Genomic DNA, 23,201 nt, shown 5'->3' on the forward strand with positions numbered 1-23,201 from the left:
GTGCAACGGCGTGATGCGAGTTGCGCGGGGCTTCAGGAATCGCCGAGCCGCTTGATGATCGGGATGGCCGCCGCGAGCGCGTCGATCTCCGCCTGATCGAGGCCCGCCAGCGCATCGACGAGCCATTCGCGTTTGGCCGCCGTTCGCCGCTTGCGCTCTTCGAGGCCCTTCGGCGTCGGCACGAACAGGATCTGGCGGCCGTCGGTCGGATGCGGCTGACGCTCGACGCAGCCCGCTTCTTCGAGGATCGCCAGGATCGCCTTCATCGACTGCGGTTTCATCGATTCCGCGCGGGCGAGGTCGGCCGTCGTCAGCGGGCCTTCGCGCGCGAGGCGCGCGAGCACGCTCGCCTGCGACAGATTCAGTTCGCCCGGATGGGCCTCCGAACGAAGCCGGCGCAGCAACTGGCCGATCGCCAGCGTGAGGTCGGCGACGACGGATTCGAGCGCGGGAGTGGAGATGCGGGCACGGGTCATGGGGCGGAGCTTAGAGCACGACAGTTTAACTTGCAAGTTAAACTGTTTAAATTGCTCGCCGGCGAAACTCGTGCGCGGATAGACGAAGCGGACACCGCAGGAACCCCGATTCCTCATAGCGACGCGTTTTGCGCTCAGGCGCAGGTCGGTTGATCGGGAACGCCATGACCGGAGCGCGACCGCCGCCAACCGGCGTACGTTCCCGGGCACGGTGCAACGCTAGCGGACGTCCGAGGGCAACGCGCCGAACCGCTCACGGAACCGCTCCGTGAACCGCGCGCGGGATCGATAACCGCAGGCGTCGGCAATCCGCGGGATCGGCCAGCGCGTGGTCTGCATCAGCATCATCGCGTGGTGCATCCTCACGTCGATCAGCAGCGCCTCGAAACCGACGCGCTCGTCGGCGAGGCGCCGCCTGAGCGTCGATTCGCTCATCGCCAGTTCGCGGCCGGCGTCGCGGGCGGTCCACGGCCGCGCGGGGTCTTCGCTGAACAGCACGCGCAGCCGTTCCGCTGCGCCTTGCTGCGACGGACGGGCCAGCAGACAGTGGCGTTCCGATAACGCCAGCAGCAGGTCCATCAGCCGATGATGCAGGCGTTCGTCGCTGAGCCGCGGGTCCTCGATGCTTTCGACGCAGTGCCTGAGCGTGTTCGACAGGTCGTCGTCGAGCGGCACGAGGGCGGGTTTCGCGAGCGGCGGTATCGACGCGAGTGCCGGATACGCGTGATAGAACGCGCTCACGAGCGCCGGCGATAGCGACAGGAAAATCGAACGGAAGCGGTTTTCCTGGCCGCCGGGCAGCTTGGTCAGATCGGCGCGCGCATGCTGGTCCACGACCATCAGCGAAAGGGGCGAGTTCGTCGTCAGCGGTCCGTCGCCGGCATCCAGCGTCAGTTCGCCCGACACGACCAGCAGCAGCGTCGCTTCGAAGAACCTGAAACCGCGCGTCTGCTGCGGCCGCGCAAGGCAAGGCTGCGCGAGTCCGCACAACGCGCGGCGCGGCAGCGGCGCGCCGGACGGGAGCGCCGATCCGGCGGCGTCCGGTTGCGTCGTGCCTCGATGCAACGACTGCAAGTGGGCCATAACGGAACTCGCGCCTGCCATGATGCCGCCGCCGGTTATGCGACCGCCACAGCCGGATTGAGGCTGTAGATGCCGGTGATGCGGGCCTCGCCGAGCACCTGTGCGCAAGCCAGCGCGGCGCGGACGTTCGCGCCGGTCAGCGGGCCGTCCACTTCGAGCGTCGGCGTTGCCAGCGCGTAGACCGCGAACACGTAGCGGTGCGCGATGGCGTCGTTCCACGGCGGGCAGGGGCCGTCGTAGCCGTAGTATTCGCCGTTCATCTGCGCGTCGCCGGCGAACCATCCGGTGTAGTCGTTGATGCCATGACGCAGGCCGCCCTCGACGGCCGGACCCGGCTTGCCGCGCGGCGTCACGCTCGCGGAGTGGCTGCCGGCCGCGATTTCGGCGACGTGCGCCGGAATGTCGAGCAGCAGCCAGTGGAAGAAGTCGACGCGCGGCAGCGACGCCGCCACTTCGCGGCCTTCCTGGTTGACGTCGTCGCCGCGGCTCGGCACGTCCGGATCGTGGCAGACGAGCACGAACGACTGCGTGCCGGCCGGCGCGTCGCGCCATGCGAGATGCGGATTGCGGTTGGACGACAACGCGACGTGCGTTGCGGCGTCCGGCACGGCGAACGCGAATTCGCCGGGGATGGGCTTGCCGTCGTCGAAGCTCTGGCTGGTCAGTTGCATGGCTGGGTGTGGTCCCTGAAATGGAATGGAGGGGAAGCTCGCTGCCGCGTTGCGCGCGGTCTGCGATGCGACCCGTCGGCATTCTATGCAGGTGAACGGCGGGGATATTATCAAATCCGGTCATTTTGAAGCGATATCCTTTCAATGTGACTGGGTTAGGTCTGCTGCCACGCGGAAGCGGTGAGGTTCGAGGCTACTGTCCGTTGCGGGCTGAGTGCGGTTATCACCGGCGCTTCATGAAGGGCGGTCGATGAAGCCTGTATTCGTCCGCGAGCCGGGTTCTCGGCGCTTCGTCGATGACGCCATGGAGTTGCCTGCCGCCGGAGCGAGGCGGTCGTGCAATCAGGCGCGGCGAAAAAGATCGTCGATGTTCATGCGCACTTCATCGTATGGCGGCCCGACAGCGCGAAGCGCGATGCCATCGACGTCTTTCGGCGCGGGCTGCGTGGCGAAGTTGAATCTGGCGAAGGTGTGAGGGGCAAGTCGTCATTGGTGTTGCCCGAGACGACGTGCATCGTCCATCGACACCACGCGTTTTCCATCCCGCCCGCTTTCCCGCTACCCCGTTGCCAACGTTTCGTCATTTAGCTAACATGCGAAACGTCAACGGGGGAGAGTTCATGAACGACGTTACCCGCATCAGCGCACTCGCCAACGAAAGCCGGCTCGCCGTGATGCGATGGCTCAAGGAGCCGAGAAAGCATTTCCCTCATCAGCCGCACGGCGATGTCGATGAACTGGGCGTGTGCTGTACGTTCATCACCGAGAAGCTGCGCATTGCGCCGGCCACCACCACCCGGCACATGCGCATCCTGGCCGACGCGGGACTCGTGCGCGCCACCCGCATCGGGAAATTCACTTATTACAAGCGGATAGACGCCGAGCTGAAAAAGCTCAGTCGCGATCTTTCGCAGCTTTGAGGGGTGTCGCCAGTGGATGAACATGCACTCATCGCGGACGCGGACCGGCGCGCCCACGCGTATCTGACGTCGATCGGCAAACGGCGCGTCTTCCCGGACGCCGCCACGTTGAGCGGCCTGTCCGCGTTCGACGAACCGTTTCCGGAGCAGGGCAAACCGCCTTCCGACGTTCTGCGGTTGCTGGACGAATCCGGCTCTCCCGCGACGGCCGCGTCGAACGATCCTCGCTACTTCGGCTTTGTCATTGGTGCGGCGCTGCCGGCCGCGGCGGCGGCCGAGCGGTTGATGCTCGCATGGGACCAGTGTGCGTCCTCTTTCGACAACTCGCCGGTCGCGGCGACCGTCGAACGCATCGCCGCGCGCTGGGTTCTGGATGCGCTCGATCTGCCGCGTGAAAGCGCCGTCGGGTTCGGCACCAGCGCAACGGCATGCACGCTCGTCGCCATCGCGGCCGCGCGGCGCGCGTTGCTGGCCCGCAAGGGTTGGGACTACGACGAAGACGGCTTGATCGGCGCACCGGAAGTCAAGGTGGTGATTTCGGAACTGGCCCATATCACCGTCAAGAAGGCGCTGCGCGTTCTCGGTTTCGGCATGAAGCGGATCGTCGCCGCGCCGGTGGACGCCCATGCGCGCATCGATCCGGATCGCCTGCCGGCGCTCGACGACATGACGATCCTGTGTCTGCAGGCGGGCGAGGTCAACACCGGCGAATTCGATCCGTTCCCGACGCTGATTCCGCGCGCCAGGGCGGCGGGTGCATGGGTGCATGTGGACGGCGCGTTCGGCTTGTGGGCGCGAGCTTCATCGAAGGCCCCGTTGACGGACGGCATAGACGCCGCCGATAGCTGGACCACCGACGGCCACAAGTGGCTCAACACGCCGTACGACGGCGCGATGACCATTTGCCGGGAGGCAGCGGCGCTTGCGTCCGCGATGAACAGCGACGCGGCTTATTCCGCTGCGTCGCAGGATGCGCAGAAGAACCTCAACCTGGAGTTTTCGCGGCGGCCGCGCGGCATTCCCATCTGGGCGGCGCTGCGCGCGCTCGGCCGTACCGGCATCGCGGCGATGGTCGAGCGTCATTGCGCGCAGGCATCGCGTATCGCAGACGGATTGCGGGCAGGCGGTTATCAGGTGCTGAATCGTGTCGTCCTCAACCAGGTTCTCGTGCGCGCCGATACCGACGAGCAGACCGTCGCCATTCGTCAGGCCGCGCAGGCATCGGGGGACGTGTGGTTCGGTCCGACCGTGTGGCAAGGCCGCCCCGCGTTCCGGATCAGCGTTTCGTCGTGGCGCACCGGCGACGAGCATGTGGAGCAGCTCATCGAACTGCTGTGCCGGTTGCGTGGAACTCACGCTGCATAGATCGCGCTGATCCGTCTGTCGCCGCATCGGTTCGTGAAACGGATGCGGTATCGGATAGTCAGGATCGCAGATCACGTCATTTCGGGCATCGCCGGAAATCATGCGGTTTGTGCGCACTTCCGGCGTAACTGCATCGAAACGGCTGCGTCGTTGGCCACGGTCGTTCGCGTGGCTCACGTGACCTTCACCGAACCCACAAAACCTCATTAGCAACTGAAGATTCAGTGGTAGCCGCTGCGAGCCGGACCTTGTTTAATAGGTTCGATGCGGCGCGCTCTTCGCGCGCCGCGCTTCCCATCCGGCCCGCGCGCAACGCAGACCGACGCGCCGCGGGCTTCGCCACGGACCTGCTGATGACTTCGTTGCTGAACGACACCGACCGGACTACCCACTCGACGGGCGCCGACTACGAAACACTCGCCGCCCGCTTTCGCCCCCTCTTCGAACGGATCGCCGCGGGCGCGGCCGAGCGCGACCGCACGCGCACATTGCCTCGCGATGCGATCGACGCGCTGAAAGCGGCCGGCTTCGGCGCGCTGCGGGTGCCGGTATCGCACGGCGGCTTCGGCGCGTCGATCCCGCAGCTGTTCCGGTTGATCGTCGAACTGGCCGCCGCCGATTCGAATCTGCCGCAGGCGCTGCGCTCGCATTTCGCATTCGTCGAGGACCGGCTCAACGCAGCGTCCGACGCCGTGCAGAAAACCTGGTTCGACCGCTTCGTCAGCGGCCAGATCGTCGGCGGTGCGTGGACCGAGGTCGGCAACGCGATCGGCGACGTGCGCACGCGCGTGTCGAAGCAGGGCGACGGCTGGGTGATCGACGGCGCGAAATACTACAGCACCGGCGGCCTGTTCGCGGACTGGCTCGACGTCTATGCGCGGCGCGCCGACGATGACGGCGACGTGATCGCGGTCGTCAACCGGCATCAGCCGGGCGTGCAGCTCGACGACGACTGGGACGGTTTCGGCCAGGTCGGCACCGCGAGCGGCACGACGCGCTTCCAGCACGCGAGCGTCGACGCGCAGAACGTGATCGACTTCGCGCGCCGCTTTCGCTACCAGACCGCGTTCTATCAGCTTTTCCACGTCGCGACGCTGGCGGGCATCGCGCAGGCGGTGAAGCGCGACGCGGCCGAACTGGTCCGCGCGCGCACGCGCATCTACAGCCACGGCAACGCGTCGCGCTCCGGCGACGACGCGCAGATCCAGCAGGTGGTCGGCGAAATCGCAGCGTGGGCCTATGCGGCCGAAGCGATCGCGCTGCGCGCGGCCGAGCCGTTGCAGCGCGCGTATGACGCGCATCGAGGCGGCGACGAGCAGGCCGAATACGCGGCGAACCTCGACGCCGAAATCGAATCCGCGCAGAGCCAACTGGTGGTGTCGGACCTCGCGCTGCGCGCGTCCACGCATCTGTTCGACGCGCTCGGCGCATCGGCGACGAGCACCGCAAAAGCATTGGACCGTCACTGGCGCAACGCGCGTACGGTGTCGTCGCACAATCCGCTCGTGTACAAGGCGAGGATCGTCGGCGACTGGGCGATCAACGGCGCCGAGCCGCCTTACGTATGGAAGATCGGGGACGGCCAGCAAAACCCCGTGAGCGGGGCGCGCGCATGAGCCGGCCGATCCGTTTCAACGCGTTCGAGATGAACTGCGTCGGGCATCAGTCGCCGGGGCTGTGGGCGCATCCGCGCGACCGTTCGTGGCAGTACAAGGACCTCGACTACTGGACCGATCTCGCGAAGCTGCTGGAAAAGGGCATCTTCGACGGGATCTTCATCGCGGACGTGATCGGCTATTACGACGTCTACAAGGGCAGCAACTATCACGCGCTGCACCAGGCCGCGCAGATTCCGGTGAACGATCCGCTGCAAGTCGCGGCGCCGATCGCGATGGTGACGGAGCATCTGGGCATCGGCATCACGGCGTCCACGTCGTTCGAGCATCCGTACACGTTCGCGCGGCGGCTTTCGACCGCGGATCATCACACGAAGGGGCGGGTCGGCTGGAACATCGTCACGTCGTATCTGGAGAGCGGCGCGAAGAACATCGGGCAGGGCGGGTTGCGCGATCACAGCAATCGCTACGAGGTCGCGGCCGAGTACGTGGAGGTGCTGTACAAGCTGTTCGAGGGGAGCTGGGAGGACGGGGCGGTCGTGCGCGACCGGCAGCAGCGCGTGTTCACGCACCCGGAGAAAGTGCACGAGATCGGCCACCAGGGGCGCTTCTTCGACGTGCCCGGTTATCACCTGTGCGAGCCGTCGCCGCAGCGCACGCCGGTGCTGTATCAGGCCGGCGCGTCGGGGCCGGGCAAGACGTTCGCCGCGCAGCATGCGGAGTGCGTGTTCGTCGCCGCGCCGACGCAGTCGGTGCTGAAGCAGTACGTCGCCGACGTGCGCCGGCAGGCTTCGGAAGCCGGCCGCGATCCCGCCAGGCTGCTGATCTACAACCTCGTCACCGTGATCGTCGACGAGACCGACGCGAAGGCGCACGCGAAATTCGAAGAGTACCAACGCTACGTGTCGTACGACGGCTCGCTCGTGTTCATGTCCGGCTGGACCGGCATCGACTTCGGGCAGTACGCGCCGACGGATCTGGTGCGGCGCGTCGAGACGAACGCGATCGTGTCGGCTGTCGAACATCTCGCGGGCGGCGACCGCTCGTGGACGATCGAGGAACTGGCGACGTGGGGCGGCATCGGCGGCATGGGGCCGGTGTTCGTCGGCTCCGCGTCGACGGTCGCGGACATCCTTCAGCAATGGGTCGAAGCGACCGGCGTGGACGGCTTCAATCTCGCGTATGCGATCGCGCACGAGACGTTCGAGGACGTCGTGCATTACCTCGTGCCGGAGTTGCAGCGGCGCGGCGTTTATCCGACGTCGTATCGCGAAGGCACGCTGCGCGAGAAACTGTTCGGAGCCGGCGCGCGGCTGCCCGGCGATCATCCGGCGGCGCGCTATCGCGACATCGAGCGCGTGAAGCGGGAAGAAGCGGCGCAACGGGAAGAGGCGGTTACAGCCCGCTGATCCGTGCGTCGGCTCGAACCCCAGGCACGCTGCGGCGTGCCTGTCTGCGCTTGTCGCGCCGCATCGCGCGACGCGTGTGCGGCCCATATATCGTAAGCACAACTCGTTCGTTGCCTGAAGTCCGGCCGATTCGTATAAACGCTTGACGTCCCGTCTTGATCCTTAAAAAAGGAGGTCAGCGTTGAGCACCCTCGAACTCGACATCGCAGCGCCCGTTTCCACGCCGATCCGTTCGGCCAGCGACGTATCGCGCCTCATCAACGCCGGCGGTTCCGCGACGAGCCATGCGCGCGTGATCGTGCTGCTCGCGCTCGGCGGCGTGTTTCTCGACGCGTACGACCTGACCACGCTGTCCTACGGCATCCAGGACGTGACGCGCGAGTTCGGCCTCACGCCTTCGCTGACCGGCCTCGTCAGCTCGGCCATCGTGATCGGCACGATACTCGGCAGCGTGGTCGGCGGCTGGCTGACCGACAGGATCGGCCGCTACCAGGTGTTCATGGCCGACATGCTGTTCTTCGTCGTCGCGGCAATCGCGGCGGGCCTCGCGCCGAACGTGTGGGTGCTGATCGCCGCGCGCTTCGTGATGGGGCTCGGCGTCGGCATCGACCTGCCGGTCGCGATGGCGTTCCTTGCGGAATTCTCGAAGTTCAGCGGACGCGGCAACAAGGCGTCGCGGCTCGCCGCGTGGTGCCCGATGTGGTACGCGGCTTCGTCGGTGTGCTTCCTGATCGTGTTCGGGCTGTATTTCCTGCTGCCCGAGGCGCATGCGGGCTGGTTGTGGCGCGCGTCGCTGATCTTCGGCGCGGTGCCGGCGCTGGTCATCATTCTCGTGCGCAAGCGCTTCATGAACGAGTCGCCGCTGTGGGCCGCGAACCAGGGCGATCTGAAGAACGCGGTGCGCATCCTGCGCGAATCGTACGGCATTCACGCGCACGAAGCGCCGGACGCGGGCGAGCCGGTACAGAAGCAACCGCCGGCGAGTCTGCGCGTGCTGTTCCAGAAGCCGTATCGCGAACGCACGATCGTCGCCAGCGTGATGAACCTGTGCATTCCGTTCGAATACACCGCCATCGCGTTTTTCCTGCCGTCGATCCTGTCGCAGTTTCTCGGCGCGGGCGTGTTCGAGACGATCGCCGCGTCGCTCGCGCTGAACCTGTTGTTCGCGCTGACCGGCGGCCTGCTCGGGATGCGGCTCGCGTATCGCCATCCGTCGCGACACGTCGCGATCGCGGGTTTCGCGCTGCAATTCGTGGCGCTCGTCGCGCTCGCGCTGGTCGGCCATCCGCAGGCGGCGCTCGGCATCGGCTTTGCGCTGCTGATGCTCGGCACGTGGCTGTTCGCCGAAGGCTTCGGTCCCGGCGCGCAGATGATGATCTATCCGGCGCTGTCGTACCCGACGTCGATTCGCGGCACCGGGGTCGGCTTCGGCCGTTCGCTGACCGGCATCGGCAGCGCGCTCGCGCTGTTCGTGCTGCCGATCCTGCAGGCGCGCTTCGGCACCGACATGTTCTGGATCGTCGCGGTGACAGCCGCCACGCCGATCGTGTTCCTGCTGGCGATCCGCTACGAGCCGACCGCGCGCGACATCGACGACGAGGCCGCCGCTTGAGCACCGCGCCGGTCGTCCTCGACGCGCGTGCGCTGTCGAAACGCTTCGGCCCGACGCGCGCGCTGGACCGCTTCGACCTGTCGATCCGCGCCGGCGAGGTCGTCGCGCTGATGGGCGCGAACGGCGCGGGAAAATCGACGGTCGTGAAGATTCTGAGCGGCGTGCTGCGCGCGGACAGCGGGACGTTGACGCTACGCGGCCGCCCGTACCAGCCGGATTCCGCGCAGCGCGCGAAGGCGCTGGGCGTCGCGACGATGCATCAGGCGGTCGCCGACGCGGTGGTGCCGACGCTGTCGATCGCGGAGAACCTGCTGCTCGATCGCACGAGCAGCCCGAGCCGCGCGGGCGGCCGCTGGTTCGCCACGCCGTCGGCCCGGCTGCGCGACGCGCGGGCAATCGCGGCGCACGTCGGGCTGACGGGCGACCTCGCCGCGCCGCTCGCGGAACAGTCGGTCGCGACGAAGCAACTGGTCACGCTGGCGCGCGCGCTCGACACCGATCCGGCGCTGCTGATCCTCGACGAACCGACCGCGAGCCTGTCCGCCGCGGAGGCGCATACGCTGTTCGCGGCGCTCGACGCATTGCGCGCGCGCGGCGTCGGCATCCTGCTGGTGTCGCATCGGCCAGGCGATCTGCGGCGGATGGCCGATCGCGCGGTCGTGCTGCGCGACGGGCGGCATGTCGCGGACTTCGACGCGCCGCTCGACGGCGACGCGGCATTGCACGCGATGATCGGCCGTCCACTGCCGGCGCGGTCAACACCGGCAGCGGCAGGCGGCGTGCTCGATCAACCGGTCGAGCCGTCGCGATCCGGTTTTCGCGCGCGCGGCTTGAAGCTCTTTCCCGACGCGCCGCCGCTCGACTTCCACGCGGCGCGCGGCGAGATCGTCGCGATCGCGGGACCGGTCGGCGGCGGCAAGTCGCGGCTCGCGCGGACGATCTTCGGGATCGAGCCGCCGGCCGGCGGTGCGATGACGCTCGACGGCGAGCCGTGGCGCGCGCGCAGCGCGGCCGACGCGATCGACGCCGGCGTCTTCATGCTCGGCGAGGATCGCTGGGCGACGTCGCTGTTTCCGGACAGCGTGCCGTTCGCGTCGATCGAAGGCACGTTGAGTTTTCCGTTCCTGGCGCGCTGGTTTCGCGGCGGCCGCATCGTGCGTTCGCGCGAACGGGCGCGCGCGCAGGCGGCGATCCGCAGCATGACCGTGCGCTGCAACGGCCCGGCCGACCGCGTCGCGAACCTGTCGGGCGGCAACCAGCAGAAGGTCGCGCTTGCGCGCTGGCACCTGGAGCCCGCGCGGATGCTGTTGCTCGACGAGCCGTTTCAGGGCGTCGACGTCGGCGCGCGCGCGGAGATCGTCGAAGTGCTGCGGCGCGGCGCGGCGGACCGCGTGACGCTCGTGTTCGTCAGCGACGTGGAAGAGGCGTTCGAGGTCGCGGACCGCGTGCTGCACTTCGATCGCCTGCGCATCGAGACCCTTGACTAAGCCATTTCGGGAACCTGAACGATGAAGATCACCGCCGGACAAAACGCGTCCGCGCCATCCGTTTTTCTGCCGCGCGCGCGGCTGCGCACCGCGCTCGAACGAGGCGGCATCGTCGTGCTGCTGGTCGCGCTCGGCGTGCTGTTCACGTGGCGCGAGCCGGCGTTTCTCAGCGTGGACAACCTGTTCAGCATCCTGCAGGCCGCGGCGATCGTCGCGCTGCTCGCGATCGGCGTCTCGATCACGCTCGCCGTCGGCGGCTTCGACCTGTCGGTCGGCAGCACGGCCGCCACGGCGCAGATGGCCGCGAGCTACGTGCTGGTCGTCTGGCAGGGCGGCGCGCTCGCGGCGTTCGCCGCGTGTCTCGCGCTCGGCGTCGGCACCGGGCTGTTCAACGGCCTGCTGATTACGCGGCTGCGCGTGCCGGACCAGCTCGCGACGCTCGGCACGCTGTTCCTGCTTGCCGGGCTGCAACTGATTCCGACCGGCGGCCGCTCGCTCGCAACCGGCACGATCCTGCCGGACGGCACCGAGACGACGGGATCGTTTCCCGATGCGTTCCTCGCGTTCGGCCGCGCGCGCTGGCTCGACGTCGTGCCGGTGCCGGTGCTCGTGCTCGCGGGCGTCACCGTGGTCGCGGTGCTCGTGATGGAGTTCACGCGCTGGGGTCGCGTGCTGTATGCGACCGGCGGCAACGAGACCGCCGCCCGGCTCGCGGGCGCGCCGACCGCGCGTTATCGCATCGGCGCGTATGTCGCGTCCGGCGCGATCGCGTCGCTCGGCGGCGCGCTGATCGCCGCGCGGGTCGGGCGCGGCGACGTCGGCGCGGGGCATTCGCTGCTGCTCGACGCGGTCGCGGCCGCGCTGATCGGTTACGCGGTGTGGGGGCTGAAGCGGCCGAACGTGCTCGGCGCGGTGATCGGCGCGATCTTCGTCGGCGTGCTGCTGAACGGGCTGACGATGCTGAATGCGCCGTACTACATGCAGGATTTCATCAAGGGCGCGCTGCTGGTGGCCGCGCTTGCGTTCACGTTCAGCATCGGCCGGCAGGCGCGCGGGCGATGAATGCGCGAACGCATCCGCGCATAAGCGTAGGAGCGCCGCGCTGAAGTTCTTATCGCAATCGGTCGGTTGGACACGCCGATGTGCGCTGCTAGATTGAAGCGCTACCGATGACGATCAACCGACTGTTCAGGGAGTAAGCCATGTCAGCGATTCCGGAAGCCGCCGCGCGCGAAGCGCAGGCTGTTGCAGCAGACGTTACGCGCGCCGACGCGCGCGTGATCGGCGACGATGCCGAGGCGATCGAGGTCGCGCGCGACCTGGCGTCGGCGTTCGCCAAAGAGGCGGCCGTGCGCGACCGCGAGCGGCGGCTGCCGTACGACGAAGCCGATGCGTTCTCGCAGTCGGGCCTGTGGGCGATCACCGTGCCGAAGGCGTATGGCGGCGCGGGCGTGTCGTTCGTCACGCTGACGCGGGTGATCGAGATCGTCGCGGCGGCCGACCCGTCGATCGGGCAACTGCCGCAGAACCATCTCGGTCTGGTCGACGTGATCGCGCTGACCGGCACCGACGCGCAGAAGCGGTTCTTCTTCGGCGAAGTGCTGAAGGGGCGGCGTTTCGGCAACGGCTTCTCGGAGAAGGGCACGAAGAACGTGCTCGACCTGCGCACGCGCGTCGTCCGGGACGGCGGCGACTACGTGATCGACGGCACGAAGTTCTATTCGACCGGTGCGCTGTTCGCGGACTACGTGCCGATCCTCGGCCTCGACGACGCGCGCCGCGCCTGGCTCGCATACGTGCCGAAGGGAACGGCGGGGCTCGACGTCGTCGACGACTGGTCCGGCTTCGGCCAGCGCACGACGGCGAGCGGCACGGTGATCGCGTCCGGCGTGCGCGTGCCGGCGGCGAACGTGCTGCCCGCCTATGAGGTGTCCGAGCGGCCGACGCTGAACGGGCCGGTGTCGCAGATCATCCAGGCGGCGATCGACGCGGGCATCGCGCGCGCCGCGCTCGACGACACGCTTGCGTTCGTGCGCGAGCGCACCCGGCCGTGGGTCGACAGCGGCGTCGAGCGCGCGGCTGACGATCCGCTCGTGCTGCGCGAGGTCGGCCGCCTGCATATCCAGCTGCATGCAGCCGACGCATTGCTCGAACGCGCGGCGCGCACGCTCGACGAGATCGCCGCGCAGCCGGCGCCGCTCACCGAAGACGACGTCGCGCGCGCATCGGTCGCCGTGGCCGAGGCGAAGGTGCTGACCACCGAGATCGCGTTGCTCGCGGGCGAGAAGCTGTTCGAACTCGCGGGCACGCAGGCGACGCTCGCCGAGCACAACCTCGACCGCCACTGGCGCAACGCGCGCACGCATACGCTGCACGACCCGGTGCGCTGGAAATACCACCTCGTCGGCAACTACTACCTGAACGGCGTCAAGCCCGCGCGCCACGCGTGGAACTGACCGTCCGGCCGCGCGACACGACGCCCGATCCCTTCGACCTTCATCGACCCCTGCCCATGATCGACAAACTGTTTCGCAGCTTCGCAATCGCGGCCTCGCTCGCCGCAAGCCTTTCCGTTCACGCGGCGACCGGCCTGGCCAACGCGCCCGCGCCGTTCGATCGCGGCGGCGTGAAGATCGCGCTCGTGAACTACCTGTCCACCGGCGACTTCTTCCAGGCCTACGAGGCCGGCGCGCAGAAGCAGGCGAAGGCGCTCGGCATCGATCTGCGGATCTACGAAGGACGCCAGGACGCGACGCAGCAGCGCGATCAGATCCAGCAGGCGATCAACGTCGGCGTGTCCGCGATCATCGTGAATCACGGGCTGCCGGAGTCGCTGAAGGACGTCGTGCAGACCGCGCTCGACAAGGGGATCAAGGTCGTGGCGTTCGACGTCGATCTGGCGAACCCGAAGGTGCCGCAGATCGAGCAGAGCGACCACGACCTCGCGACGCTGCTGCTGAACCAGGCGGTGAAGGACAACGGAGCCGCATTCAATGCGGCGTACGTGTACGTGGCGGGGTTCGCGCCGCTCGACCGTCGCGACGCGGTGTGGCAGTCGTTCAAGGCCGCGCATCCGGGCGTGAAGGAGGTCGCGCGGTTCGGCACCGTCGACAATCCGATCGCGCAGTCGGTCGCGAACCAGGCGGGGGCCGCGTATCGCGCGCATCCGGACGTGCGCGTGGTGTTCGCGCCGTACGACGAGTTCGCGCGCGGCGCGAAGCTCGCGGCGGACGAGGCCGGCATCGCGTCGAAGCTGCGCATCTACAGCGCGGACATCTCGACGGCGGACATCGAGGCGATTCGCGCGCCGGGCAGCCCGTGGGTCGCGACGGCGGCGACGAATCCGGCCGTCGTCGGCGCGGTGTCGGTGCGCGCGGCGGCGCTGCTGGTCGCGGGGCAGGACCCGGGGCATCGCATCGAGGTGAAGCCGACGCTGATTACGCGCGACGACCTCGTGAAGAACGACATTCACAACGTCGCGGAACTCGGCGCGAAGTTCGGCGCGTTCCGCCGCGCGGATGTCGTGCGTGCGGCGTGGATTCCGGACGCGAACGATTGAGACAGCGTGCCGGTGGTCGTGGCAGGCTAAGCTAATCGTCCGCACACCCTCGGCCGGTCCACCAGCGCCGTTCAGCTTCGCGCCGTCCCCCGTTCGACTTCGCCGCGCACATACTGCAGGAACGCGCGCACGGCCCGCGAGCGCTCGTGCCGTCGATACAGCAGCGCAAGTTCCGACGGGATCGGCTTGCCGGCCAGCGGCCGGTAGACGACGCCCGGCAGCGACACGCACGCGCTCAGCGCGGCGGGAATGATCGCGACCGTCTCGCCGAGCGACACGCTCGCGAGCACGGCGATCAGCGGGCCGGGCCGCAGCGCGATCCGCGGCGAGAAGCGGCCGCGCCGCGCGACTTCCGCCGTGCCGGACTCCTGCTCGGGCACGGCGAACTGCGCGTCGCGCAACTGCTGCGGGGCGATGACCTGCTGCGAAGCCAGCGCGGAATCTTCCGGCAGCGCGACGACGAACTCGTCCTGCTGCACGCGGGTGGCCTGCAACTCTTCCGGGTAGCGCATCGGCGGCCTCACGTACGCGACGTCGATCCGCCGGTCCACGAGGCGTCCCGGAATCTCGTCCATCGGTATCTCGGCGACCTCGATGTCGATCAGCGGGTGCAGCCGGCGAAACTCCGTCACGGTCTTGCGCATCACGCCGGCGAACGCAGCCGACACGATATAGCCGATCCGGATGCGCCCGAGTTGTCCGCGCTCCGCGAGCAGCCCGAGTTCGCGCGCCTGTTCGAGCTGTGCGAGCGCGGCGGCCGCTGCGGGGATATACGCTTCGCCGGCGGCCGTCAGCGACACCGAGCGGCGGGTGCGCTCGAACAGCCGAAACTTCAGCAGGCGTTCGGCGTCCTGGATCTGCTTCGTCAGCGACGGCGGTGCGATGCCCAGTTCGTCCGCCGCGCGCGCGAAATGCAGATGCCGCGCGACGGCCAGGATGCAGTGCAGGTGACGGATTTCAAGATTCATCGGGCGCAAGCGGTTGCCGCGGCGATTTCTGCGTGCCGGCACGGCGCGCGCCGGGTTGCGAACGCGGGCCGGTTCCGAACCGTTGCGGCTCGAAGCCGGCCTGCGGGAGATGCGATCCAGCGGACGTGGGCCTCGCGGCCAACGCCGCCGTCAGCCCTGCGCCTTCAACGCGAGGCGGAACTTGTGCAGCAGCGGCTCGGTATAGCCGCTCGGCTGCGCGCGGCCTTCGAACACCAGCGCGCACGCGGCCTCGAACGCGAGCGACGCATCGAAGTCCGGCGCCATCGGCCGGTACTCCGGATCACCCGCGTTCTGTCCGTCGACCACCTTCGCCATGCGGCGGAACGTGTCCTCGACCTGCTCGCGCGTGACGACGCCGTGATGCAGCCAGTTCGCGATGTGCTGGCTCGATATGCGCAGCGTCGCGCGGTCCTCCATCAGCCCGACGTCGTTGATGTCCGGCACCTTCGAGCAGCCGACGCCCTGGTCGACCCAGCGCACCACGTAACCGAGAATGCCCTGCGCGTTGTTGTCCAGTTCCTGGCGGATCTCGTCGGCGTTCCAGTTCGCCTTTTCGACGACCGGGATCGTCAGCAGGCCGTCGAGCAGTTCGTCGCGCACGCTCGCGTAGTCGATCTTTTCGAGTTCCTGCTGGACGGCCTGCACGTCGACCTGGTGGTAGTGCAGCGCGTGCAGCGTCGCGGCGGTCGGCGACGGCACCCAGGCGGTGTTCGCGCCGGCCTTCGGATGCGCGATCTTCTGTTCGAGCATCGCGTGCATCAGGTCCGGCATCGCCCACATGCCCTTGCCGATCTGCGCGCGGCCGCGCAGCCCCGCGGCGAGGCCGACCAGCACGTTGCTGCGCTCGTACGCGGTGATCCACGGCGTGGTCTTCATGTCGCCCTTGCGCAGCATCGGGCCGGCTTCCATCGACGTGTGCATCTCGTCGCCGGTGCGGTCGAGAAAACCCGTGTTGATGAACGCGACGCGCGCGGACGCCTCGGCGATCGACGCGAGCAGGTTCACGCTCGTGCGGCGCTCCTCGTCCATGATCCCCATCTTCAGCGTGTTGCGCGCGAGGCCGAACAGGTCCTCGACGCGGCCGAACAGTTCGTTCGCGAACGCGACTTCGAGCGGGCCGTGCATCTTCGGCTTCACGATGTAGATCGAGCCGGTGCGCGAATTGAGCTGGTGCTGGCGGTCGTGCAGCGCGCACAGCGTCGTCAGCACCGCGTCGAGAATGCCTTCGGGAATCTCGCGGCCGTCGCGGTCGAGCACCGCCGGGTTCGTCATCAGATGGCCGACGTTGCGGATGAACAGCAGCGAGCGGCCGTGCAGCGTCAGCGTCGAGCCGTCCGGCGTGCGGTATTCGCGGTCCGGGTTCAGGCGGCGCGTGAAGGTCTTGCCGTTCTTCGTCACCGATTCGCTCAGCGTGCCGGTCATCAGCCCGAGCCAGTTGCGGTACAGCTGCACCTTGTCGTCGGCGTCCACCGCGGCCACCGAGTCCTCGCAGTCGATGATCGTCGTGACGGCGGCTTCGAGCAGCACGTCCTTCACGTGCGCCGCGTCGGTCCTGCCGATCGGGTCGTTCGCGTCGATCTGGATTTCGAAGTGCAGGCCGTTGTGCCGGAGCAGCAGGGCCGACGGCGCGGCCGCGTCGCCCTGGAAGCCGACGAACTGCGCGGGCGTCTTCAGCGCGACGGCGCCGCTCGCGGTCTGCACGGCGAGCTGGCCGTTTTCGACCGCATAACCGGTCGCGTCGGCATGGGAGCCGGTCGCGAGCGGCGCCGCGCCGTCGAGGAACGCGCGGGCGCGGGCGATCACCAGCGCGCCGCGCGCCGGATTGAACGACGCGCCGCGCGCGGCGTCGCCGGTTTCGGGGATCGCGTCGGTGCCGTACAGCGCGTCGTAGAGGCTGCCCCAGCGCGCATTCGCGGCGTTCAGCGCATAACGCGCGTTGGACAGCGGCACGACGAGCTGCGGGCCGGCCTGCGAGGCGATCTCGGTGTCGACGTGGTCGGTCGTCGCCCGCACGCTGGCCGGCGCCGGCACGATGTAGCCGATGCCTTCGAGGAAGGCGCGGTACGCGCGCAGGTCGCGCACCGGGCCGGGGTTCGCGCGGTGCCAGTCGTCGAGGTCGCGTTGCAGCCGGTCGCGCTCGGCGAGCAGCGCGCGGTTCTTCGGCGCGAGGTCATGCACGATCGCGTCGAATCCGGTCCAGAACGCGGCGCTGTCTACGCCGGTGCCGGGCAGGGCTTCCTTCTCGACGAACTCTTCAAGGACGGCGGCCACTTTCAGGCTGCCTCGGTCGGTCATCTGTGTCATGGGTCGGTCTTTACTGGCGACAAGGGCTGGGGGGCGGTCATGCGCGTGCGATGCGGTGCGCGGGGGCGGCCGGTTATACGCTTTGCACGCCGGCACGGGCGATCTGGGCGTCCTGGTCGGGCTTCACGCCGGATACGCCGACTGCGCCGACCACCTGGCCGTCCACGATCACCGGGATGCCGCCTTCGAGCGTACCAGCAAGCGGCGCGCTGAGAAAGGCGGTCCGTCCACCATTGATCATGTCCTCGTACTGCTTCGTCTCGCGGCGGCCGAGCGCGGCGGTGCGGGCCTTCTCGGTCGCGATGTACGCGCCGATCGGCGCGCAGCCGTCGAGGCGCAGCACGCCGAGCGGGTGGCCGCCGTCGTCGACGACGGCGATCGCCACCAGCCACTGGTTGCGTTCGGCTTCCGCGCGGGCGGCCTCGATGATGCGCGTCGTTTCGGTGACCGTCAGAATGGGCTTGCTTTGCACGTTTTAATCTCCTTGCGAATCGGACTGCGGGTGGTGGAGCGGGGGAGTCCCGCCTGTGAGGGGGCCGCGTTTTGCGGCCGTTTTGTGAGCTTTCGCCTTCGGCTCAGGCTTTCATCGCGCTGTCAGCCGGGACCTGCTGAAGCACCGCGTCGCGCTTGTCGAGCAGATGCTGGCGCAGGACGGCGGCCAGCCGCTTGCCGTCGCGCGCGTCGAGCGCCTTCAGCATGGCTTCGTGATCGTCGATTGCGTGGTCCCATTTCGTACTCTGAAAGTTCGAGCGAAAACGCGCCGCCTGGAGCCGGCGGTTGATCGCGACGTACACGTCGCGCAGCGCCTGGTTGCCGGCGGCCTCGTTGATCCGGTCGTGGATCGCCTGGTTGCGACTGTAATACCCGGCGAGATCGTTGCGGACCCGGCAGGCTAGCATGGCGTAATGCAGTTCGCGAATTTCCGCGATGTCGCGTTCGGTGATGCGCAGGCACGCCAGTTCGCCCGAAAGGGCTTCTAGCCCGCTCATCAGCTCGAAATTTTCGCGCAGTTCGCGCTCGGACATCGTCCGCACGAACGCGCCGCGATTGGGAATGATCTCGATCAGGCCGTCCACTTCGAGCGCTTTCAGCGCCTCGCGCAGCGGCGTGCGCGAGATGCCCAGGGTTTCGCACAGTTCGCGCTCGTTCAGCTTCATGCCCGGCGTGAGCACCCCCTCGACGATCAGCCGCCGCAACTGCTCGACCACCGTGTCGTGCAGGCGCGGGCGTTCGAGTTTGGCGATCACGGGCGTTTCCGCCTGTCCGTCAGTCGCGTAATTTTGCATGCAATACTCCATATTCGATTGGACGAATCTTATCACCGTCTAATTTCGGCTAATATGCCGGGTAAACGAGGATTTCTAATCGGAGCCAGCGGCACGTAGCATGGGAAATAGAATTTTGCATGCAATATTCAAACGGGAGAGCCCTCCATGCTGACACTCGATTTCCATCCGGCCGGCCGTCATTTCCTGCAGATTCCGGGGCCGAGCCCGGTGCCCGACCGGCTGCTGCGCGCGATGAGTTATCCGACCATCGACCACCGCGGCCCCGAATTCGGCGCGCTCGGCCTGAAGGTGCTCGACGGAATCCGCCAGATCTTCAAGACCCGGCATCCGGTCGTGATCTACGGCGCGTCCGGCACCGGCGCATGGGAAGCGGCGCTGACTAACACGCTGAACCCGGGCGACGCCGTGCTGATGTTCGAAACCGGCCACTTCGCCACGCTGTGGAAGAAGATGGCCGAAAGCCTCGGGCTCAAGCCCGAGTTCCTCGGCCTGCCGGGCATCGACGGCTGGCGCAACGGCGTGCGCGCCGACATGATCGAGGCGCGCCTGCGCGCGGACACGGACCAGCGGATCAAGGCGGTCTGCGTCGTCCATAACGAGACGTCCACGGGCGTGACCTCGGACATCGCGGCGGTGCGCCGCGCGATCGACGCCGCCGGCCACCCGGCGCTCTTCATGGTCGACACGATTTCGAGTCTCGCGTGCGCCGATTACCGCCATGACGAATGGGGCGTGGACGTCACGGTGTCCGGCTCGCAGAAAGGCCTGATGCTGCCGCCGGGCATCAGCTTCAACGCGGTGTCGCCGAAGGCGCTGGCGGCGAGCGAGACGGCGACGCTGCCGCGCAGCTACTGGGGCTGGCAGGAGATCATCGACGCGAACCGGACCGGCTACTGGCCGTACACGCCGAACACGAACCTGCTGTACGCGCTTCATGAGGCGATCGACATGATCCTCGCCGAAGGCCTCGACAACGTGTTCGCGCGCCACCAGCGGCTCGCGGAAGGATGCCGCCGGGCGGTGCGCGCGTGGGGCCTTGAGATCCAGTGCGCGGACGCCGCCGTGTACAGCCCCGTGCTGACCGGCGTGATGATGCCCGACGGCGTCGACGCCGACGCGGTGCGCAAGCTGATCTACGAGCGCTTCAACCTGTCGCTCGGCACGGGCCTCGGCAAGATGAAGGGGCGCATGTTCCGCATCGGCCACCTCGGCGACTGCAACGAACTCACGCTGATGGCCGCGCTCGCCGGCTGCGAGATGGGGCTGCGGCTGGCCGGCGTGCCGTTAGCGCAAAGCGGCCTGGCCGCGGCGGCGGCGTATTTCGGCGAACCGGCCGCCGGGGCGGACCGGCGGGTCGCGGCCTGACCGGCCTTTCTGCGGGTGACCCTCATGACGCATCCCACCTCGAATCTCGCTGCAAAACCGGTGCACCTCGTTCCTCCGGCGTCGGGCCGCTCCAGTCCGCTCGCGGTCCGTCTGCGCGGCGCGCTGCGCGGCGACGTGCTGTTCGATGCGGCAAGCCGGGGCCGTTATTCGACCGACGCGTCGATCTACCAGATCACGCCGCTCGGCATCGTGGTGCCGCGCGACCAGCAGGACCTGCGCGCGGCGCTCGACGTGGCGCGCAGCGAGGGCGCGCCGGTGCTCGCGCGCGGCGCGGGCACGAGCCAGTGCGGCCAGACGGTGGCCGAGGCGCTCGTCGTCGATACGTCGAAATGGCTGAACAACGTCGTCGATTTCGATCGCGACGCGCGCACCGTGACGGTCGAGCCGGGCATCGTGCTCGACCATCTGAACGCGTGGCTCAAGCCGCACGGGCTATGGTTCCCGGTCGACGTGTCGACGGGCGCGCAGTGCACGATCGGCGGCATGGCCGGCAACAACTCGTGCGGCTCGCGCTCGATCGAATACGGCAACATGGTGCACAACGTCGCCGCCATCGACGCGCTGCTCGCGGACGGCACCGACGCGCACTTCGGCCCGCTCGGCACGCCGCCCGACGGCGCGCGCATGAAGCAGATCGTCGACGGGCTGACGCGGATCGCGCGGCGCGAGCGGGGCGAACTGGCCGAACGGGTGCCGCGCGTGCTGCGCCGCGTGGCCGGCTACAACCTCGACCTGTTCGACTGTCTGAATCCGCGCGCGTACACCGACGACGGCGTCCCGAACCTCGCGCACATTCTGGTCGGCGCGGAAGGCACGCTCGCGTTCAGCCGCCAGCTCACGCTCAGGCTCGCGCCGCTGCCGAAGCACAAGACGCTCGGCGTGGTCAATTTCCCGACCTTCTACGACGCGATGAGCCTCACCCGGCACATCGTCAAGCTGCAGCCGGCGGCGGTCGAACTGGTGGACAGCACGATGATCGGCCTCGCGCTCGACAACCCGGCGTTTCGCCCGGTCATCGGCAAGGCGCTGGTCGGCGAGCCCGATGCGATCCTGCTGGTCGAGTTCGCGGGCGAGGATCGCGGCACGCAGCTGGCGCGGCTCGGGCAACTGGTCGAACTGATGGGCGATCTCGGCCTGCCCGGCAGCGTCGTGGAGATGCCCGGCGCCGGCGAGCAGAAGGCGCTGTGGGACGTGCGCAAGGCGGGGCTCAACATCATGATGAGCATGAAGGGCGACGGCAAGCCGGTGTCCTTCATCGAGGACTGCGCGGTGCCGCTCGAACATCTCGCCGAGTACACGGCGCGGCTCACCGAGGTGTTCCACCGGCACGGAACCGAGGGCACGTGGTACGCGCATGCGAGCGTCGGCACGCTGCACGTGCGGCCGATTCTCGACATGCGCCGTGACGGCGCGGTCAAGATGCGCGCGATCGCCGAAGAGGCGTCGGCGATGGTGCGCGAATACAAGGGCGCGTATTCGGGCGAGCACGGCGACGGCCTGTGCCGCGGCGAATGGGTGGCGTGGCAGTACGGCCCGAAGATCCATCAGGCGTTCACCGAGATCAAGGCGCTGTTCGATCCGGACAACCGCTTCAATCCGGACAAGATCGTGCGGCCGCCGAAGATGGACGACAGCCGCAACTTCCGCTTTCCGCCGACCTATCGCGAACTGCCGGTCGTGCCGGTGCTGGACTGGTCCGCATGGAACGTGAAGCGCGATCCGCTCAGCGGCGAGGAGACGCCGCCCGGCACCGGCGAAAGCCTGAGCGGCGGGCTCGCGAAAGCGATCGAGATATGCAACAACAACGGGCATTGCCGCAAGTTCGACGCGGGCACGATGTGCCCGAGCTACCGCGTCACGCGCGACGAGCAGCATGTGACGCGCGGGCGCGCGAACACGCTGCGGCTCGCCGTTTCCGGCCAGTTGGGCGACGATGGCATCGCGAGCGCCGAGGTGAAGGAGGTGCTGGACCTGTGCGTGTCGTGCAAGGGCTGCCGGCGCGATTGCCCGACCGGCGTCGACATGGCGAAGTTCAAGATCGAGGCGCGCGCCGCGTGGGCGAAGCGCCACGGCCTGCGTCTGCGCGAGAAGCTCATTGCATTCATGCCGCGCTACGCGGCGGCGGCCGCGCGCGTGCCGGCGCTGCTGGCGGCGGCGGACCACGTGCCGTTCGTCTCGCGCGCGTTCAGGCGGGCGCTGGGGCTTGCGCCGCAACGCTCGCTGCCGCGTTTCAGACGCCCGTTCCTCGCGGACGCCGGCGCACGCGCGGCCGCCGTTGCCGCACCAGCCGGCGCGCGTGAAGTGCTGCTGTTCGTCGACACGTTCAACAACGGCATCGAGCCCGGCAACGCGCGCGCGGCCGTGCGCGTGCTGGAGGCCGCGGGTTACACCGTGCGCTTCAACACGAAGGACGGCGAGCGGCCGCTGTGCTGCGGCCGCACGTTTCTCGCGGCGGGGCTCGTCGACGAAGCGCGCAGCGAGGCGCGGCGCATGCTCGACGCGTTCCTGCCGTATGTGAAGCGCGGCGTGCCGATCGTCGGGCTGGAGCCGTCGTGCCTGCTGTCGCTGCGCGACGAGTTTCTTCAGTACGGTTATGGCGAGGACGCGCGGCGGGTGGCGCAGTCGGCGTTCCTGTTCGAGGAGTTTCTGGTGCGCGAGAACGAAGCGGGGCGCCTGAACCTGCCGCTGCGCGCGCTGGACGCGCGCGTTGCGTGGGTCCACGGGCATTGCCACCAGAAGGCGTTCGATGCGTTCCGTCCGGTGCAGACGGTGCTCGGCTGGATTCCGGAACTCGACGTGCGGCCGATCGAGTCGTCATGCTGCGGGATGGCGGGCAGCTTCGGCTACGAGGCCGAGCACTACGAGACCTCGAATGCGATGGCGGAACTGTCGCTGCTGCCGGCGGTGCGCCAGGCCGGGGCGGGCGACCTGATCGTCGCGGACGGCACCAGTTGCCGCCATCAGATTCACGATGGCGCGCAGCGCGACGCGCTGCATGTGGCTCGCGTGCTGGAAATGGCGCTTTGATCCGATTG

General features: G+C 68.3%; 19 protein-coding genes. 12 read left to right on the plus strand and 7 right to left on the minus strand.

All coding sequences use genetic code 11. The features are described 5' to 3' along the window. Positions 1-32: 32 nt before the first annotated feature. The 3 genes from BLV92_RS29595 to BLV92_RS29605 all read right to left on the minus strand — a co-directional run bounded on the left by BLV92_RS29595 (position 33) and on the right by BLV92_RS29605 (position 2,230). Entirely contained in the window at positions 33-476 is a 444-nt protein-coding gene (locus BLV92_RS29595) for a MarR family winged helix-turn-helix transcriptional regulator (RefSeq protein ID WP_090552580.1), read from the minus strand. Between the two features lie 219 nt (positions 477-695). Then, a complete protein-coding gene (locus BLV92_RS29600; RefSeq protein WP_090552583.1) occupies positions 696-1,559 on the minus strand; it encodes an AraC family transcriptional regulator in 864 nt (287 codons plus the stop codon). 35 nt (positions 1,560-1,594) lie between these two features. Beyond that, the gene (locus tag BLV92_RS29605; RefSeq protein WP_090552586.1) at positions 1,595-2,230 is read right to left on the minus strand and encodes a YbhB/YbcL family Raf kinase inhibitor-like protein; all 636 of its coding nucleotides are present in this window, start codon (positions 2,228-2,230) and stop codon (positions 1,595-1,597) included. Between the two features lie 336 nt (positions 2,231-2,566). Here BLV92_RS29605 and BLV92_RS31895 point away from each other — a divergent pair, with 336 nt between their 5' ends. From BLV92_RS31895 to BLV92_RS29650, 10 genes are all read left to right on the plus strand, one after another. Further along, a complete protein-coding gene (locus tag BLV92_RS31895) occupies positions 2,567-2,818 on the plus strand; it encodes a hypothetical protein (RefSeq protein ID WP_143040753.1) in 252 nt (83 codons plus the stop codon). Positions 2,819-2,850: 32 nt separating this feature from the next. Further along, entirely contained in the window at positions 2,851-3,150 is a 300-nt protein-coding gene (locus BLV92_RS29610; protein ID WP_090553163.1) for an ArsR/SmtB family transcription factor, read from the plus strand. A gap of 12 nt (positions 3,151-3,162) precedes the next feature. Further along, on the plus strand, positions 3,163-4,515 hold the full coding sequence (locus BLV92_RS29615; protein WP_090552588.1) for a pyridoxal phosphate-dependent decarboxylase family protein: 1,353 nt from the start codon (positions 3,163-3,165) through the stop codon (positions 4,513-4,515). Between the two features lie 353 nt (positions 4,516-4,868). Beyond that, positions 4,869-6,131: an acyl-CoA dehydrogenase family protein gene (locus tag BLV92_RS29620; RefSeq protein WP_090552591.1), complete on the plus strand. Its 1,263-nt coding sequence runs from the start codon at positions 4,869-4,871 to the stop codon at positions 6,129-6,131. Further along, positions 6,128-7,540, plus strand: a complete 1,413-nt coding sequence (locus tag BLV92_RS29625) for an LLM class flavin-dependent oxidoreductase (protein WP_090552593.1) — start codon at positions 6,128-6,130, stop codon at positions 7,538-7,540. Before BLV92_RS29620 ends, BLV92_RS29625 begins: the two co-directional genes overlap by 4 nt. 181 nt (positions 7,541-7,721) lie before the next feature. Further along, positions 7,722-9,152: an MFS transporter gene (locus BLV92_RS29630; protein WP_090552596.1), complete on the plus strand. Its 1,431-nt coding sequence runs from the start codon at positions 7,722-7,724 to the stop codon at positions 9,150-9,152. Next, positions 9,149-10,639, plus strand: a complete 1,491-nt coding sequence (locus tag BLV92_RS29635) for a sugar ABC transporter ATP-binding protein (RefSeq protein ID WP_090552598.1) — start codon at positions 9,149-9,151, stop codon at positions 10,637-10,639. The genes BLV92_RS29630 and BLV92_RS29635 overlap by 4 nt, the downstream gene beginning before the upstream one ends. Before the next feature lie 21 nt (positions 10,640-10,660). Beyond that, on the plus strand, positions 10,661-11,701 hold the full coding sequence (locus BLV92_RS29640; RefSeq protein WP_090552601.1) for an ABC transporter permease: 1,041 nt from the start codon (positions 10,661-10,663) through the stop codon (positions 11,699-11,701). Positions 11,702-11,841: 140 nt separating this feature from the next. Beyond that, entirely contained in the window at positions 11,842-13,095 is a 1,254-nt protein-coding gene (locus BLV92_RS29645; protein ID WP_090552604.1) for an SfnB family sulfur acquisition oxidoreductase, read from the plus strand. A gap of 56 nt (positions 13,096-13,151) precedes the next feature. Then, positions 13,152-14,198: a substrate-binding domain-containing protein gene (locus tag BLV92_RS29650; RefSeq protein WP_090552606.1), complete on the plus strand. Its 1,047-nt coding sequence runs from the start codon at positions 13,152-13,154 to the stop codon at positions 14,196-14,198. Between the two features lie 71 nt (positions 14,199-14,269). Here the strand turns inward: BLV92_RS29650 and BLV92_RS29655 are convergent, their stop codons facing one another. From BLV92_RS29655 to BLV92_RS29670, 4 genes are all read right to left on the minus strand, one after another. Then, complete coding sequence (locus BLV92_RS29655) at positions 14,270-15,166, minus strand: LysR family transcriptional regulator (RefSeq protein WP_090552609.1); 897 nt, start codon at positions 15,164-15,166, stop codon at positions 14,270-14,272. A 150-nt stretch (positions 15,167-15,316) separates the two neighbouring features. Continuing rightward, positions 15,317-17,491, minus strand: a complete 2,175-nt coding sequence (locus BLV92_RS29660) for a malate synthase G (protein ID WP_090552611.1) — start codon at positions 17,489-17,491, stop codon at positions 15,317-15,319. A 73-nt stretch (positions 17,492-17,564) separates the two neighbouring features. Then, complete coding sequence (locus tag BLV92_RS29665; protein WP_090552614.1) at positions 17,565-17,963, minus strand: heme-binding protein; 399 nt, start codon at positions 17,961-17,963, stop codon at positions 17,565-17,567. A gap of 103 nt (positions 17,964-18,066) precedes the next feature. Next, on the minus strand, positions 18,067-18,777 hold the full coding sequence (locus tag BLV92_RS29670; protein ID WP_090552617.1) for a GntR family transcriptional regulator: 711 nt from the start codon (positions 18,775-18,777) through the stop codon (positions 18,067-18,069). A gap of 147 nt (positions 18,778-18,924) precedes the next feature. On the opposite strand from BLV92_RS29670, the gene BLV92_RS29675 reads away from it, so the two are divergent. Continuing rightward, on the plus strand, positions 18,925-20,145 hold the full coding sequence (locus tag BLV92_RS29675; protein ID WP_090552619.1) for a pyridoxal-phosphate-dependent aminotransferase family protein: 1,221 nt from the start codon (positions 18,925-18,927) through the stop codon (positions 20,143-20,145). A gap of 24 nt (positions 20,146-20,169) precedes the next feature. Further along, complete coding sequence (locus BLV92_RS29680) at positions 20,170-23,193, plus strand: FAD-binding and (Fe-S)-binding domain-containing protein (RefSeq protein WP_090552621.1); 3,024 nt, start codon at positions 20,170-20,172, stop codon at positions 23,191-23,193. The last annotated feature ends 8 nt before the right edge of the window (positions 23,194-23,201 follow it).

The organism is Paraburkholderia caballeronis, assembly GCF_900104845.1.
GTDB lineage: Bacteria > Pseudomonadota > Gammaproteobacteria > Burkholderiales > Burkholderiaceae > Paraburkholderia > Paraburkholderia caballeronis.

Bases quoted from the DNA above. Each gene is read 5' to 3' on its own strand.
- BLV92_RS29595 (WP_090552580.1), bottom strand. From the start codon at position 476: ATGACCCGTGCCCGCATCTCCACTCCCGCGCTCGAATCCGTCGTCGCC.
- BLV92_RS29600 (WP_090552583.1), bottom strand. From the start codon at position 1,559: ATGGCCCACTTGCAGTCGTTGCATCGAGGCACGACGCAACCGGACGCC.
- BLV92_RS29605 (WP_090552586.1), bottom strand. From the start codon at position 2,230: ATGCAACTGACCAGCCAGAGCTTCGACGACGGCAAGCCCATCCCCGGC.
- BLV92_RS29610 (WP_090553163.1), top strand. From the start codon at position 2,851: ATGAACGACGTTACCCGCATCAGCGCACTCGCCAACGAAAGCCGGCTC.
- BLV92_RS29620 (WP_090552591.1), top strand. From the start codon at position 4,869: ATGACTTCGTTGCTGAACGACACCGACCGGACTACCCACTCGACGGGC.
- BLV92_RS29625 (WP_090552593.1), top strand. From the start codon at position 6,128: ATGAGCCGGCCGATCCGTTTCAACGCGTTCGAGATGAACTGCGTCGGG.
- BLV92_RS29640 (WP_090552601.1), top strand. From the start codon at position 10,661: ATGAAGATCACCGCCGGACAAAACGCGTCCGCGCCATCCGTTTTTCTG.
- BLV92_RS29645 (WP_090552604.1), top strand. From the start codon at position 11,842: ATGTCAGCGATTCCGGAAGCCGCCGCGCGCGAAGCGCAGGCTGTTGCA.
- BLV92_RS29650 (WP_090552606.1), top strand. From the start codon at position 13,152: ATGATCGACAAACTGTTTCGCAGCTTCGCAATCGCGGCCTCGCTCGCC.
- BLV92_RS29655 (WP_090552609.1), bottom strand. From the start codon at position 15,166: ATGAATCTTGAAATCCGTCACCTGCACTGCATCCTGGCCGTCGCGCGG.
- BLV92_RS29660 (WP_090552611.1), bottom strand. From the start codon at position 17,491: ATGACACAGATGACCGACCGAGGCAGCCTGAAAGTGGCCGCCGTCCTT.
- BLV92_RS29670 (WP_090552617.1), bottom strand. From the start codon at position 18,777: ATGCAAAATTACGCGACTGACGGACAGGCGGAAACGCCCGTGATCGCC.
- BLV92_RS29675 (WP_090552619.1), top strand. From the start codon at position 18,925: ATGCTGACACTCGATTTCCATCCGGCCGGCCGTCATTTCCTGCAGATT.
- BLV92_RS29680 (WP_090552621.1), top strand. From the start codon at position 20,170: ATGACGCATCCCACCTCGAATCTCGCTGCAAAACCGGTGCACCTCGTT.